Source organism: Klebsiella sp. HMSC25G12 (genome assembly GCF_001807705.1).
In the GTDB taxonomy this organism is placed as follows: Bacteria; Pseudomonadota; Gammaproteobacteria; order Enterobacterales; family Enterobacteriaceae; genus Klebsiella; species Klebsiella variicola.
The window spans coordinates 17242-32353 of the sequence record NZ_KV789897.1; the positions used below are offsets into that span (position 1 = coordinate 17242).

Below are 15112 nucleotides of genomic sequence, written 5' to 3' on the forward strand. Positions count from 1 at the left end.
TTCCTGGTTTCACGGATGTAGTGTAGAATGCGGCGTTTTCGGATTAAAAAACGTCAGGCACAGTACAGCGGCCTCATGATACTCGTAAGGCATAATTAACTCTAAATATGAAGAATATACGTAACTTTTCGATCATCGCTCACATCGACCACGGTAAGTCGACGCTGTCTGACCGTATCATCCAGATTTGCGGTGGCCTTTCTGATCGCGAAATGGCGGCCCAGGTTCTGGACTCCATGGACCTTGAACGTGAGCGCGGGATTACCATCAAGGCGCAGAGCGTCACCCTGGACTATAAAGCCAGCGATGGTGAAACTTATCAGCTCAACTTTATCGACACCCCGGGCCACGTTGACTTCTCCTATGAAGTATCGCGCTCCCTGGCGGCGTGCGAAGGCGCGCTGCTGGTGGTTGACGCCGGGCAGGGCGTAGAAGCCCAGACCCTGGCGAACTGCTATACCGCCATGGAAATGGACCTCGAAGTCGTTCCGGTGCTCAACAAGATCGACCTGCCTGCGGCCGATCCGGAGCGCGTAGCGGACGAGATTGAAGATATCGTCGGTATCGATGCTCACGACGCGGTTCGCTGCTCGGCGAAAACCGGCGTTGGCGTGCCGGACGTGCTGGAACGTCTGGTGCGCGATATTCCGCCGCCGGAAGGCGATCCGGACGCGCCGCTGCAGGCGCTGATCATCGACTCCTGGTTCGATAACTACTTAGGCGTCGTGTCGCTGGTGCGTATTAAAAACGGCACCATGCGCAAGGGCGATAAAATTAAAGTGATGAGCACCGGCCTGGTCTATAACGCCGACCGTCTGGGCATCTTCACCCCGAAACAGGTCGACCGTACCGAGCTGAAATGCGGCGAGGTAGGCTGGCTGGTCTGCGCGATCAAAGACATCCTCGGCGCGCCGGTGGGCGATACCCTGACCGCGGCGCGTAATCCAGCGGATAAAGCGCTGCCGGGCTTCAAAAAAGTGAAGCCGCAGGTCTATGCCGGTCTGTTCCCGGTGAGCTCTGATGACTATGAAAACTTCCGTGATGCGCTGGGTAAACTGAGTCTGAACGATGCTTCCTTGTTCTATGAGCCGGAAAGCTCAACGGCGCTGGGCTTCGGCTTCCGCTGCGGCTTCCTCGGCCTGTTGCACATGGAAATCATTCAGGAGCGTCTGGAGCGTGAGTACGATCTTGACCTGATTACCACGGCGCCGACGGTAGTCTATGAAGTGGAAACGACCTCCAAAGAAGTTATCTACGTCGATAGCCCGTCCAAGCTGCCGCCGCTGAATAATATTCAGGAGCTGCGTGAGCCTATCGCCGAGTGTCACATGCTGCTGCCGCAGGAGTTCCTCGGCAACGTGATCACCCTGTGTATCGAGAAGCGTGGCGTGCAGACCAACATGGTTTACCACGGTAAACAGGTGGCGCTGACCTACGAAATCCCGATGGCGGAAGTGGTTCTCGACTTCTTCGACCGTCTGAAGTCTACCTCCCGTGGCTATGCGTCGCTGGATTATAACTTCAAACGCTTCCAGGCCTCGAACATGGTGCGCGTTGACGTGCTGATCAACGGCGAGCGTGTCGATGCGCTGGCGCTGATCACCCACAACGACAACGCCCCTTATCGTGGTCGCGAACTGGTCGAGAAGATGAAAGAGCTGATCCCGCGTCAGCAGTTCGATATCGCCATTCAGGCGGCTATCGGCAACCACATCATCGCGCGCTCTACTGTGAAACAGCTGCGTAAAAACGTCCTGGCGAAATGCTACGGCGGCGACGTCAGCCGTAAGAAAAAGCTGCTGCAGAAGCAGAAAGAAGGTAAGAAGCGTATGAAGCAGGTCGGTAACGTTGAACTGCCGCAGGAAGCGTTCCTCGCCATTCTGCACGTTGGTAAAGACGGCAAATAATTAAGGAGTTGGCATGGCGAACATGTTTGCCCTGATTTTGGTCATTGCGACCCTTGTGACAGGGCTGTTGTGGTGTCTGGATAAGTTCATCTTCGCACCAAAACGTCGTGAGCGTCAGGCCGCTGCTCAGGCAGCGACCGGCGAGCAACTGGATAAGAAAACGCTGAAGAAAGTGGGCCCGAAACCGGGCTGGCTGGAAACTGGCGCCTCGGTCTTCCCGGTGCTGGCGATTGTGCTGATTGTGCGTTCGTTTATCTATGAACCTTTCCAGATCCCGTCAGGTTCGATGATGCCGACCCTGCTGATTGGCGATTTCATCCTGGTGGAGAAATTCGCTTACGGCATTAAAGATCCGATCTACCAGAAAACGCTGATCGAAACGGGTCATCCAAAGCGCGGCGACATCGTGGTGTTTAAATATCCGGAAGATCCGCGTCTCGACTACATTAAGCGCGCGGTGGGATTACCGGGCGATAAAGTCACCTACGATCCGGTTGCCAAGCAGGTCACTATTCAGCCGGGCTGCAGCTCCGGACAGGCCTGCGGCAACGCGCTGCCGGTGACCTATTCCAATGTTGAGCCGAGCGATTTCGTTCAGACCTTCTCCCGCAGCAACGGCGGCGAAGCGTCCAGCGGTTTCTGGCAGTTGCCGAAGGGCGAAACCAAAGCGGACGGCATTCGTCTGACCGAGCGTCAGGAGACGCTGGGCGACGTCACGCACCGTATTCTGATGGTGCCGATTGCCCAGGATCAGGTTGGGATGTACTACCATCAGTCCGGCCTGCCGCTGGCCACCTGGATTGTACCGCCCGGTCAGTATTTTATGATGGGTGACAACCGGGATAACAGCGCCGACAGCCGCTACTGGGGCTTTGTGCCGGAAGCGAACCTGGTCGGAAAAGCGACCGCTATCTGGATGAGTTTTGAAAAACAGGAAGGTGAATGGCCGACCGGCGTGCGGTTATCGCGCATTGGTGGAATTCATTAATTTCCCCTGTTGAATTCACGTCGCTGCGATAACCGCAGCGACGTGAATTATTTAATATTTAAATCCATTCAAACTAACGACATCACGTGTCGTTGCGTATAGAATATCCCCCCGAAGTTTTTGGTTGTCGCTCTGCCGGGTGACACTGCACACGAAAGCGTATTGGACTGTTTCAACTTGCTGTATGAAGCGTATGCTCAGGTCGGTTTCGTGTGCTGCATCTTTGACGCATTCATTTATTGGTAACGCATGAACCCCATCGTAATTAATCGGCTTCAACGAAAGCTGGGCTACACTTTTCATCATCAGGAGCTGTTGCAACAGGCATTAACTCACCGCAGTGCCAGCAGCAAACATAATGAGCGCCTGGAGTTTTTAGGTGACTCCATTTTAAGTTTTGTGATCGCGAATGCGCTCTATCATCGTTTTCCTCGCGTAGACGAAGGCGATATGAGCCGCATGCGCGCGACGCTGGTGCGTGGCAACACGCTGGCGGAGATCGCTCGCGAGTTTGAACTGGGTGAGTGTCTGCGCCTCGGGCCGGGCGAACTGAAAAGCGGCGGTTTCCGTCGCGAATCCATTCTCGCGGACACCGTTGAAGCGTTAATTGGCGGGGTTTTCCTCGACAGCGATATTCAGAACGTTGAACGCTTAATCCTCTCCTGGTACCAGACCCGTCTGGACGAAATCAGTCCGGGCGATAAGCAAAAGGATCCGAAGACGCGTCTGCAGGAGTATCTGCAGGGACGTCATCTGCCGCTGCCGTCCTACCTGGTGGTCCAGGTGCGTGGCGAAGCGCACGATCAGGAATTTACTATCCACTGCCAGGTCAGTGGCCTGAGTGAACCGGTGGTTGGCACAGGTTCCAGCCGTCGCAAGGCGGAGCAGGCTGCCGCCGAACAGGCGCTGAAAAAACTGGAGCTGGAATGAGCGAAGAAAAAAGTTATTGCGGATTTGTCGCCATCGTTGGTCGTCCAAACGTTGGCAAATCCACGCTGTTGAATAAGCTGCTTGGGCAGAAGATTTCGATCACTTCCCGAAAAGCGCAAACGACGCGTCACCGCATCGTCGGTATCCATACCGAAGGGCCGTATCAGGCGATTTACGTCGATACCCCGGGCCTGCATATGGAAGAGAAGCGTGCTATTAACCGCTTAATGAACAAAGCGGCCAGCAGCTCAATTGGCGATGTTGAACTGGTCATTTTCGTGGTGGAAGGCACTCGCTGGACGCAAGACGACGAGATGGTGCTCAACAAGCTGCGTGACGCGAAAGCGCCAGTGATCCTCGCGGTCAATAAGGTGGATAACGTGCAGGACAAAGCGGAGCTATTGCCGCACCTGCAGTTCCTCGCCAGCCAGATGAACTTCCTCGACATTGTGCCGATCTCTGCGGAAACCGGCACCAACGTCGATACTATCGCGGCGATCGTGCGTAAGCATCTGCCGGAAGCGATCCATCACTTCCCGGAAGATTATATTACCGATCGTTCCCAGCGCTTTATGGCCTCCGAGATCATCCGTGAAAAACTGATGCGTTTTCTCGGTGCTGAGCTGCCGTACTCCGTCACTGTGGAAATCGAACGTTTCGTAACCAATGAGCGCGGCGGCTACGATATCAACGGCCTGATCCTCGTCGAGCGCGAAGGGCAGAAGAAGATGGTGATTGGCAATAAAGGCGCCAAAATTAAAACCATCGGTATCGAAGCGCGTAAGGACATGCAGGACATGTTTGAAGCGCCGGTACACCTCGAGCTGTGGGTCAAAGTGAAATCCGGCTGGGCCGATGACGAGCGCGCCCTGCGCAGTCTCGGTTACGTTGACGACCTCTGAGTTAACGCAACGTGGATGGATGGCAGCGCGCCTTTGTCCTGCATAGCCGACCGTGGAGCGAAACCAGCCTGATGCTGGACGTCTTCACGGAAGAATCGGGTCGTGTGCGCCTGGTGGCCAAAGGCGCACGCTCCAAACGCTCTAATCTCAAAGGCGCTTTACAGCCCTTTACCCCATTACTGGTTCGCTTCGGCGGCCGCGGCGAAGTCAAAACCCTGCGCAGCGCGGAAGCCGTCTCGCTGGCGCTGCCGCTCAGTGGTATCACGCTCTACAGCGGTCTCTATGTGAACGAGCTTATCTCCCGCGTGCTGGAGCACGAAACACGCTTCTCCGAACTCTTTTTTGACTATCTGCACTGCATTCAGGCGCTTGCCGGAACCAGCGGCTCGCCGGAGCCCGCGTTGCGGCGTTTTGAGCTGGCGCTGCTCGGGCACCTGGGCTATGGCGTGGATTTTCTTCACTGCGCGGGCAGCGGTGAGCCGGTGGATGACACCATGACCTATCGCTATCGCGAAGAAAAGGGCTTTATTGCCAGCCTGGTGATTGATAACAACACGTTTACCGGGCACCATTTGAAAGCGTTGGCGAGTCGCGAATTTCCTGATGTTGATACGCTGCGCGCCGCGAAGCGCTTTACCCGTATCGCCCTGAAACCCTATCTTGGGGGCAAACCGCTTAAGAGTCGGGAATTGTTTCGCCAGTTTATGCCCGCGCGAAAGGCGCGGGCGGCTAATACGAATAATGATTAACGAGGATTGTCATGGCTGAATTACTGTTAGGGGTCAATATTGACCATATCGCGACCTTGCGTAACGCGCGCGGCACCGCCTATCCGGATCCGGTTCAGGCAGCGTTCATTGCCGAGCAGGCCGGCGCCGACGGCATCACCGTGCATCTGCGCGAAGACCGTCGCCATATTACCGATCGCGATGTGCGTATCCTGCGCGAGACGCTGCACACCCGGATGAATCTTGAAATGGCGGTCACCGAAGAGATGCTGACGATCGCCTGCGAAACCAAACCACACTTCTGCTGCCTGGTGCCGGAGAAACGTCAGGAAGTCACTACCGAAGGCGGACTGGACGTGGCCGGGCAGCGCGACAAGATGCGCGATGCCTGCCAACGCCTGGCGGATGCCGGTATCCTGGTGTCCCTGTTTATCGATGCGGATAACGAGCAGATCAAAGCGGCGGCAGACGTTGGCGCGCCCTATATCGAAATTCACACCGGCTGCTATGCCGATGCCAAAACCGACGCCGGGCAGGCGAAGGAGCTGGAACGTATTGCCAAAGCGGCCACCTATGCCGCCAGCCTTGGCCTGAAGGTGAATGCCGGCCACGGTCTGACCTATCACAACGTGAAAGCGATTGCCGCGCTGCCGGAAATGCATGAGCTGAATATCGGCCATGCGATTATCGGTCGCGCAGTGATGAGTGGCCTGAAAGAGGCTGTCGCGGAAATGAAGCGTCTGATGCTGGAAGCGCGCGGCTAATGGCCATTCTCGGGCTGGGTACCGACATCGTCGAGATCGCCCGCATCGAAGCGGTGATCGCCCGCAGCGGCGATCGCCTTGCCCGCCGGGTGCTGAGCGACCATGAATGGAGCATCTGGGAGCAGCACCAGCAGCCGGTGCGTTTCCTGGCGAAACGCTTTGCGGTCAAGGAAGCGGCGGCGAAAGCGCTGGGAACCGGGATCCGTAACGGACTGGCGTTTAATCAGTTCGAGGTATACAACGACGAGCTGGGCAAGCCGAAGCTGAGGCTATGGGGCGAAGCAAAGCTTTTGGCGGAACGAATGGGGGTAAGGGCTATTCATGTCACCCTCGCCGATGAACGCCACTACGCCTGCGCCACGGTGATTGTCGAAAGCTAGCCAGGATGGCGGTTAAATTTTATCCGCGTGGTGCATCAGCACGAATTTGTCCCACAGCTGTTCTTCACTCTCGACGTGTGCCGGATCTTTCAGGATCGTATTCGGGATCGGGCACACTTTCTGGCAGGTTGGCGTGTCGTAATGACCCACGCACTCGGTGCAGCGGTCGCTGTTAATTTCATAAATGCTATCACCCATCGAAATGGCCTCATTCGGGCACTCCGGTTCGCACATATCGCAGTTGATGCATTTTTTGGTAATTAACAGCGCCATCAGGAAAGTCTCAGAAACAACACAAACAGGGCGGGCATTATACGCCCATTTTCTGCTCAGACCAGCTTTTTCACCAGCGCTTCGCTATGGCGAATGCGCTCCGGCGCCCGCTCCAGATCCTGCTGCACCAGCCCCATAAACAGCAGGTCGGTGAGCATCATTTGCGCGCTGGTGGAGGAGATGGCCGCGCTGCGCGTCGCCTGCTCTTCGGCAATGGTATACAGGCAGTGGGTTGCCTGCTGCTGCAGGGCGTTAGGGCTAAAGCCGGTGATCGCCAGGATCTTGCAGCCCACGCGCAGCGCTTCACCTGCCGCCATATTGATCTCCCGGCGCTCACCGGAGTAAGAGATCGCCAGCAGCAGATCGTCGCTGGACATGGCCTGCACTGTCGCCAGCAGGGCGTGCATATCCTGCTCAGAAACCGCGTTGATGCCGATCTTCATCAGCTTCCAGCTAAAGTTACGCGCCACCAGACCGGACGCGCCGATGCCGGTGACGATCACCCGCCGGGCGTTGCGCAGCAGCGTGACGGCTTCCCGCAGCGTCTCTTCAGTATTGACGTCCAGCGAGGCATGCATGGCGGCGACATTGTCTTTAATGAGTTTCTCGCCGACCAGACGCAGCGGGTCGTCACCGCGAATGTGGTTATGTACCGGAACCGAGTGCGGATCCGGGCTGCTGGCCAGCGCTTCACTCAGCGCCAGCTTCAGCGCCGGAAAGCCTTTGAACCCCAGTTTCTGGGCAAATTTAACCACGCTGGACTGACTCACGCCGGCTTCCGCCGCCAGCTGCTGCGAGCTGAGGTGCCGGGTCTCATCGGGCTGGCTCAGAATATAATCGGCCAACTTTTTGTCGCTCGCCGCCAGGGTGGGATAGCGCTGACGAATACGCGTTAAACAGTTCATTGGAGCTCCGCTGGAGCCGTCCGGCTCGTGACTGACAGAATTTTTATTCGATTATAAGGGGTATACCACGAATTAAAAATTCTTGAGCCACAATTTTTCCTTCGCCTGCTAATTTAATTGTTCCTTAACGGCAGGGGATGTTTTCCCTCTTCGCGGCGTAAGGCTGTTAAGCTTAACCTAACGAGAAGCGAGTCCTGACATAAGGAGGCAGTTTGCAGCACAATGAACGGAAAGTGGTGTTTTTCGATCTGGACGGAACCTTGCATCAGCAGGATATGTTCGGCAGTTTCCTGCGCTACCTGCTGCGTAATCTGCCGCTAAACCTGCTGCTGGTGGTGGCGATGGGGCCGGCGATCCTTGCCGGGCTGGCGGTGTGTGGGCGGGCGGCGCGCTGGCCAATGAGCCTCCTGCTGTGGGCGTCAACCTTTGGCCGTCGCGAGGCGGTACTGAAGCGGCTGGAAGCGGAGTTTGTCGGCTGGTTTCGCCATCATGTGACGGCGTTTCCGGTGGTTCATGCGCGGCTCACGGCCTACCTGACCAGTACCGATGCCGACGTCTGGTTGATCACCGGCTCGCCGCAGTCGCTGGTGGAGCAGGTCTATCGCGATACTCTCTGGCTGCCGCGGGTGAATCTGATAGCCAGCCGCACCGCGCGCCGCTGGGGCGGCTGGGTATTGACCCTGCGCTGCCTGGGGCATGAAAAAGTGGTGCAGCTGGAGAAAAAGATCGGCGCGCCGCTGCGGCTGTACAGCGGCTATAGCGACAGCGAGCAGGACAACCCGTTGCTCGGCTTTTGCCAGCATCGCTGGCGGGTAACGCCTCAGGGAGAGCTCCAGCAGCTGGAGTAATAGTGTGTAATTGATAGCGCCCATGTATAATGCGCCCCGCTTTTTCTGCTGGAGTGGCCGCTGTGTCTGACCTCGAACTCAATGATGAATACTGGATGCGTCATGCCCTGACGCTGGCAAAGCGCGCCTGGGAAGAGGGCGAGGTGCCGGTGGGCGCGGTGCTGGTGTATAACAACCAGGTCATCGGCGAGGGCTGGAACCGGCCGATCGGCCGTCACGACCCCACCGCTCACGCGGAAATTATGGCTTTACGCCAGGGCGGGCTGGTGCTGCAAAACTATCGCCTGATCGACGCCACGCTGTACGTGACCCTGGAGCCTTGCGTCATGTGTGCTGGCGCCATGGTGCACAGCCGTATCGCCCGCCTGGTCTTTGGCGCCAGGGATGCCAAGACCGGTGCCGCTGGCTCGCTAATAGATGTCCTGCACCATCCGGGAATGAATCATCGGGTTGAAATAAGCGAAGGCGTGCTGGCGGAGTCCTGCTCTACCATGCTGAGCGACTTCTTTCGCTGGCGGCGGGAAGAGAAAAAAGCGCTGAAGAAAGCCCGGGAGCAGACCGGAGAAGGTTAATACAGGTGGCCGGGGAGTTTTAACCGGGCATTATCCATCTGCTTATCGGCGCGAAACTTGAAAAAGGGCAGGGTGGTCTCCTGCGGCTGTTCGAGTTCATTCGGGAGCACGGCCGGGTAATCCTCCGCCAGGGCCAGCGTTTGCTGTTGCTGGCGCTCCTTCTCTGACAAATAGCCGACAAGGCTTATCTGATATTTGCGGATGTTTTCCACATAGGCGTAGGCCTCATGGCCGCGCGCGTAGCCGTATTTAAGTTTGCTGTAATAGGGCTTCTGGCTCAACAGGGGTAAACGCAGCTTAACGTCTGCCCAGCTGTTGGGATTGCCTTTTTGTTTGCGGGTGAGCGCCATGGCGTCCAGCATATGGGCATAGCCCATATTGTAAGCAGCCAGCGCAAACCAGATGCGTTCGTCTTTCGGAATCGAATCCGGCACTTTATCCATCATATCCTGCAGATAGCGCATGCCGCCGTCGATACTCTGCGCCGCATCGGTCCGGTCAGTCAGTCCCAGACTTTGCGCGGTGTTGCGCGTCAGCATCATCATGCCGCGCACGCCGGTGGGGGAAGTGGCCTGCGGATCCCAGTGGGATTCCTGCCAGGCGATCGCGGCCAGCAGGCGCCAGTCAATCTCGCGGGCGTACTTTTCAAATAGTGGCTGCACGTCCGGGAGAATATTTTCCACTGCACGGAGGAAGGTGCGGGTGTCGACATAATCGAAGTCGTTGCCGTGGCCGAGGTATTTCTCCTCCAGGCGCGCCAGCGTCCCGTCTTCATTAATGTTATTGAAGAAATCAAGCATTGCGGCCGACAGCGAATTATCTTCGCCCCGGGCGCTAAACCAGGTGACCGGCTGTTCGTCGGTGATATCCAGGGCCACCGCCAGCTCCGGATGGACGCGCTGAAACAGGCTGACGGCCACCGAATCGGCGACGGTGTAATCGAGTTTGCCGTCAATCACCGCCTGCATCAGCGCCGTGGTACCGCGCTTCTCGTCCACGCGCCAGGCAAGATCCGGATATTTCTCCGCTTTTAAGGCCTGCAAATCGTTGATCACCACGTGGCCCGGAGCGATAGTGAGCTGCTCGGCGGTTAGCGACGCGAGAGTGCGCGGCCGGATATTACCGACGCGGTAGACCAGCTGTTGGGAAACAGAATAGTAGGTGGGGCCAGCCTGGTAGTTTTTCACCCGCTCCTGGTTATAAACCAGACCGGCAGCCAGCATATCGGCCTGACCGTCGTCGAGGTCGTCAAACAGCTGGCTGATATTCTGCCGGACGGTTATCTTAAGCGTCACGCCCAGATAGTCAGCAAACTGCTTCGCCAGTTCATAATCCAGACCGAACGTTTTATCGTTCATGGTGGCGAAGGTCATCGGCGAGTTGATGGTGCTGATGCGCAGCTCGCCGCGAGCGATAATACCCGCCACCCGGTTCTCGGGTTTACTGGACCAGGGGATTGACGGCCACAGGGCCGCCGCCAGCAAAAGGGTGACAATGCCGATCAGCAGATAATTAATCTTTAATTTTTTCAGAGCGTTAATCTTCTGCAGCTTCAGGTTCCTCAGCAGGCGATGTCCGGAAAAAACGCAAGGTTGTCGTCGAATGTGCGGCATTCTGCTTAAGAATGCGCCAGTTGGCAACTTATTCGCGATGGTCGTCACATTTATTGATAAACAGCATCAATGATTTTATTTCTACGCAAACGGTTTCGTCGGGGCGCAGGATTCACTATAATGACGCCCGTTTCCCCCCCTGGCTCACCCTGAAAGCTTCGAAGACGAGAGACTTATGATGGAAATTTTGCGTGGTTCACCTGCACTGTCGGCATTCCGTATCAATAAACTGCTGGCACGATTTCAGGCGGCCAACCTTCCGGTAAGCGCCATATATGCCGAGTATATTCATTTTGCCGATCTGAACGCTCCGCTGAGCGCTGACGATCGCGAGCGCCTGGCGCGACTGCTTCAGTATGGCCCGAGCTTAAGCAGCCATACCCCGACCGGTAAATTACTGCTCGTGACCCCTCGCCCTGGCACCATCTCTCCCTGGTCTTCTAAAGCTACCGATATCGCTCACAACTGCGGTCTGACTCAGGTCGTGCGCCTGGAGCGCGGCGTGGCGTATTACGTTGAAGCCTCAACCCTGACCGAAGCGCAGTGGACCGCGGTGGCGGCGGAACTGCACGACCGCATGATGGAGAGCGTCTTCGACGCCCTGGAAGCGGGCGAGACGCTGTTTGCCCATCATCAGCCGACGCCGGTCACCAGCGTTGACCTGCTGGGCGAAGGCCGTCAGGCGCTGATTGACGCCAACCTCCGTCTGGGGCTGGCGCTGGCAGATGACGAAATTGACTACCTGCAGGATGCGTTTACCCGTCTGGGCCGCAACCCGAACGATATTGAGCTGTATATGTTCGCCCAGGCGAACTCTGAGCATTGCCGCCACAAGATTTTCAACGCCGACTGGATCATCGACGGCGAACAGCAGCCGAAGTCGCTGTTCAAAATGATCAAAAACACCTTCGAAAAAACGCCGGACTACGTCCTGTCGGCCTATAAAGACAATGCCGCGGTGATGGAAGGGTCTGAAGTGGGGCGCTATTTTGCCGACCACCAGACCGGGCGCTACGACTTCCATCAGGAGCCGGCGCACATTCTGATGAAGGTGGAAACTCATAACCACCCGACGGCCATCTCTCCATGGCCGGGCGCGGCAACCGGCTCCGGCGGCGAAATCCGTGATGAAGGCGCCACCGGCCGCGGCGCGAAGCCGAAAGCGGGCCTGGTGGGCTTCTCGGTTTCCAACCTGCGTATTCCGGGCTTCGAGCAGCCGTGGGAAGAAGATTTCGGTAAACCGGACCGCATTGTCACGGCCCTGGACATCATGACCGAAGGCCCGCTGGGCGGCGCGGCGTTTAACAACGAGTTTGGTCGTCCGGCGCTGAACGGCTACTTCCGCACCTATGAAGAGAAAGTCACCAGTCACAATGGCGAAGAGCTGCGCGGCTACCACAAACCGATCATGCTGGCCGGCGGTATCGGCAACATCCGCGGCGAGCATGTGCAGAAGGGCGAGATTACCGTCGGGGCGAAGCTGATCGTGCTGGGCGGCCCGGCGATGAACATCGGCCTCGGCGGCGGCGCGGCGTCTTCTATGGCCTCCGGCCAGTCCGATGCCGACCTCGATTTCGCCTCCGTACAGCGTGACAACCCGGAAATGGAACGCCGCTGTCAGGAAGTGATCGACCGCTGCTGGCAGCTGGGCGACGCCAACCCGATCCTCTTTATCCACGACGTTGGCGCGGGCGGTCTCTCCAACGCCATGCCGGAGCTGGTGAGCGACGGCGGCCGCGGCGGTAAATTCCAGCTGCGCGATATTCTCAGCGATGAGCCAGGGATGAGCCCGCTGGAGATCTGGTGTAACGAATCGCAGGAGCGTTATGTTCTGGCGGTCGCCCCGGAGCACCTGCCGCTGTTCGACGAACTGTGTCGCCGCGAACGCGCGCCTTATGCCGTTATCGGCGAAGCTACCGCGGAGCAGCACCTGAGCCTGAGCGACAGCCACTTTAACGATCAGCCGATCGACCTGCCGCTGGACGTTCTGCTCGGCAAAACACCGAAAATGACCCGCGATGTGCAGACCCTGAAAGCCCAGGGCAGCGCGCTGGATCGTCAACCGATTACCCTTGCCGATGCGGTAAATCGTGTTCTGCACCTGCCGACGGTGGCCGAGAAAACCTTCCTCGTGACCATCGGCGACCGCACCGTGACCGGTATGGTCGCCCGCGACCAGATGGTCGGCCCGTGGCAGATCCCGGTGGCCAACTGCGCGGTGACCACCGCCAGCCTCGACAGCTACTACGGCGAAGCGATGGCGATGGGCGAGCGCGCCCCGGTTGCCCTGCTGGACTTCGCGGCCTCTGGCCGTCTGGCCGTCGGCGAAGCGCTGACCAACATCGCCGCCACGCAGATTGGCGAGCTGAATCGCGTGAAACTGTCAGCTAACTGGATGGCCGCCGCAGGTCACCCGGGCGAAGACGCTGGCCTGTATGAGGCGGTAAAAGCGGTAGGCGAAGAGCTGTGTCCGGCGCTGGGCCTGACCATTCCGGTCGGTAAAGACTCGATGTCGATGAAAACCCGCTGGCAGGAAGGCAGCGAGCAGCGCGAGATGACCTCCCCGCTGTCGCTGGTGATCTCCGCTTTCGCCCGTGTCGAAGATGTTCGTCATACCGTCACGCCGCAGCTTTCTACAGAAGATAACGCTCTGCTGCTGATCGACCTCGGTAAAGGGCACAACGCGCTGGGCGCGACGGCCCTGGCGCAGGTCTATCGCCAGCTCGGCGACAAGCCGGCTGACGTGCGCGATGTTGCCCAGCTGAAAGGCTTCTGGGACGCGATGCAGGCCCTGGTGGCGCAGCGTAAACTGCTGGCCTACCACGACCGCTCCGACGGCGGCCTGCTGGTGACTCTGGCGGAAATGGCCTTTACCGGCCACTGTGGCCTGGAAGCAGATATCGCCGCGCTGGGCGATGATCGTCTGGCCGCGCTGTTCAACGAAGAGCTGGGGGCGGTGATCCAGGTGCGCGCTGCAGACCGTGAGGCGGTGGAAGCCATTCTGGCGGTTAACGGCCTGGCAGACTGCGTGCATTACCTTGGTAAAGCGGTCGAGGGCGATCGCTTCGTGCTGACCGCCAACGGTCAGACGGTGTTTAGCGAGAGCCGCACTACGCTGCGCATGTGGTGGGCGGAAACCACCTGGCAGATGCAGCGTCTGCGCGACAACCCGGCCTGCGCCGATCAGGAGCACGAGGCGAAAGCCAATGACGCCGATCCGGGCCTCAATGTGAAGCTTTCGTTTGAGATTAATGACGACATTGCGGCGCCGTACATTGCCACCGGCGCGCGTCCGAAAGTGGCCGTCCTGCGCGAGCAGGGGGTGAACTCCCACGTTGAAATGGCGGCAGCCTTCCATCGCGCCGGCTTTGACGCCATCGACGTGCATATGAGCGACCTGCTGGCGGGCCGCACCGGTCTGGGGGATTTCCATGCCCTGGTGGCCTGCGGCGGCTTCTCCTATGGTGACGTGCTGGGCGCGGGTGAAGGCTGGGCGAAGTCGATTCTGTTCAACGAGCGCGTGCGCGATGAGTTCGCGACGTTCTTCCATCGTCCGCAGACGCTGGCGCTCGGCGTGTGCAACGGCTGTCAGATGATGTCCAACCTGCGCGAGCTGATCCCGGGCAGCGACCTGTGGCCGCGCTTTGTGCGTAACCAGTCTGACCGCTTCGAAGCGCGCTTTAGCCTGGTGGAAGTGACGCAAAGCCCATCCCTGCTGCTGGAAGGCATGGTTGGCTCACGGATGCCGATTGCGGTCTCCCACGGCGAAGGTCAGGTGGAAGTGCGCGACAGCGCGCATCTGGCCCAGCTGGAGAGCAAAGGTCTGGTGGCGCTGCGCTTCGTGGATAACTTTGGCAAAGTGACCGAAACCTATCCGGCGAACCCGAACGGTTCCCCGAACGGTATCACCGCGGTGACCAGCGAAAGCGGGCGCGCGACCATCATGATGCCGCACCCGGAACGCGTCTTCCGCACCGTAAGCAACTCCTGGCACCCGGAGAACTGGGGCGAGGACAGCCCGTGGATGCGTATCTTCCGTAACGCGCGTAAACAGCTGGGTTAACCTTCCGGCAGCGCCTCATGTGAATGTATCAGCCCCCTGCTCAGGCAGGGGGCTTTTTTTATCTGTGATGGCCGGCACGCCAGGGTGTCGGGAATTGCCGACAACCCTTATGTTATGGTGTCGTCAATAGGAGACACTTAACATATTGATTTTATTGAGCAGTGGTGCGGCGCCTGTTTAGTGTCGTCAATTAGCGACAATATGAATAAAAAATGTACGGTTCCGGTATGGCAATGATC

Annotated in this window: 13 protein-coding genes; 10 read left to right on the top strand and 3 right to left on the bottom strand. The window is 58.2% G+C overall.

The features are described from left to right. Positions 1-107 precede the first annotated feature (107 nt). From lepA to acpS, 7 genes are all read left to right on the top strand, one after another. The gene (gene lepA / locus HMPREF3096_RS15830) at positions 108-1907 is read left to right on the top strand and encodes a translation elongation factor 4 (protein ID WP_032730955.1); all 1800 of its coding nucleotides are present in this window, start codon (positions 108-110) and stop codon (positions 1905-1907) included. Positions 1908-1920: 13 nt separating this feature from the next. Further along, positions 1921-2895, top strand: coding sequence for a signal peptidase I (lepB, locus tag HMPREF3096_RS15835; RefSeq protein ID WP_008803766.1), 975 nt, complete (start codon positions 1921-1923; stop codon positions 2893-2895). Positions 2896-3144: 249 nt separating this feature from the next. Then, positions 3145-3825, top strand: coding sequence for a ribonuclease III (gene rnc, locus HMPREF3096_RS15840; RefSeq protein ID WP_002914065.1), 681 nt, complete (start codon positions 3145-3147; stop codon positions 3823-3825). Beyond that, positions 3822-4727, top strand: a complete 906-nt coding sequence (gene era / locus HMPREF3096_RS15845; RefSeq protein WP_008803768.1) for a GTPase Era — start codon at positions 3822-3824, stop codon at positions 4725-4727. Before rnc ends, era begins: the two co-directional genes overlap by 4 nt. Before the next feature lie 11 nt (positions 4728-4738). Then, the gene (gene recO / locus HMPREF3096_RS15850; RefSeq protein ID WP_032730954.1) at positions 4739-5476 is read left to right on the top strand and encodes a DNA repair protein RecO; all 738 of its coding nucleotides are present in this window, start codon (positions 4739-4741) and stop codon (positions 5474-5476) included. Positions 5477-5487: 11 nt separating this feature from the next. Then, positions 5488-6219 (top strand): pyridoxine 5'-phosphate synthase, encoded by a 732-nt coding sequence (pdxJ, locus tag HMPREF3096_RS15855; RefSeq protein WP_008803770.1) that lies wholly within the window; start codon positions 5488-5490, stop codon positions 6217-6219. Further along, positions 6219-6599 (top strand): holo-ACP synthase, encoded by a 381-nt coding sequence (gene acpS, locus HMPREF3096_RS15860; protein WP_008803771.1) that lies wholly within the window; start codon positions 6219-6221, stop codon positions 6597-6599. Before pdxJ ends, acpS begins: the two co-directional genes overlap by 1 nt. 12 nt (positions 6600-6611) lie before the next feature. Here acpS and HMPREF3096_RS15865 read toward each other — a convergent pair whose 3' ends face one another. Beyond that, positions 6612-6872, bottom strand: coding sequence for a YfhL family 4Fe-4S dicluster ferredoxin (locus tag HMPREF3096_RS15865; protein ID WP_004144350.1), 261 nt, complete (start codon positions 6870-6872; stop codon positions 6612-6614). 56 nt (positions 6873-6928) lie between these two features. Next, a complete protein-coding gene (locus HMPREF3096_RS15870) occupies positions 6929-7777 on the bottom strand; it encodes a MurR/RpiR family transcriptional regulator (protein WP_004144349.1) in 849 nt (282 codons plus the stop codon). Between the two features lie 212 nt (positions 7778-7989). Between HMPREF3096_RS15870 and yfhb the strand changes: the two genes are divergently transcribed. Together yfhb and tadA are read left to right on the top strand one after the other, a co-directional pair. Beyond that, positions 7990-8625, top strand: coding sequence for a phosphatidylglycerophosphatase C (gene yfhb / locus HMPREF3096_RS15875; RefSeq protein ID WP_008803773.1), 636 nt, complete (start codon positions 7990-7992; stop codon positions 8623-8625). A 62-nt stretch (positions 8626-8687) separates the two neighbouring features. Continuing rightward, positions 8688-9197, top strand: coding sequence for a tRNA adenosine(34) deaminase TadA (gene tadA, locus HMPREF3096_RS15880; protein WP_032700879.1), 510 nt, complete (start codon positions 8688-8690; stop codon positions 9195-9197). Here tadA and mltF read toward each other — a convergent pair. Then, positions 9194-10810, bottom strand: coding sequence for a membrane-bound lytic murein transglycosylase MltF (gene mltF, locus HMPREF3096_RS15885; RefSeq protein WP_032730953.1), 1617 nt, complete (start codon positions 10808-10810; stop codon positions 9194-9196). The two genes, tadA and mltF, sit on opposite strands and share 4 nt — an antisense overlap. A gap of 175 nt (positions 10811-10985) precedes the next feature. Between mltF and purL the strand changes: the two genes are divergently transcribed. Next, positions 10986-14873 carry a phosphoribosylformylglycinamidine synthase gene (gene purL, locus HMPREF3096_RS15890; RefSeq protein ID WP_032730952.1) on the top strand — a complete coding sequence of 1296 codons (3888 nt, stop codon included), beginning with the start codon at positions 10986-10988 and terminating at the stop codon, positions 14871-14873. Positions 14874-15112: the final 239 nt, after the last annotated feature.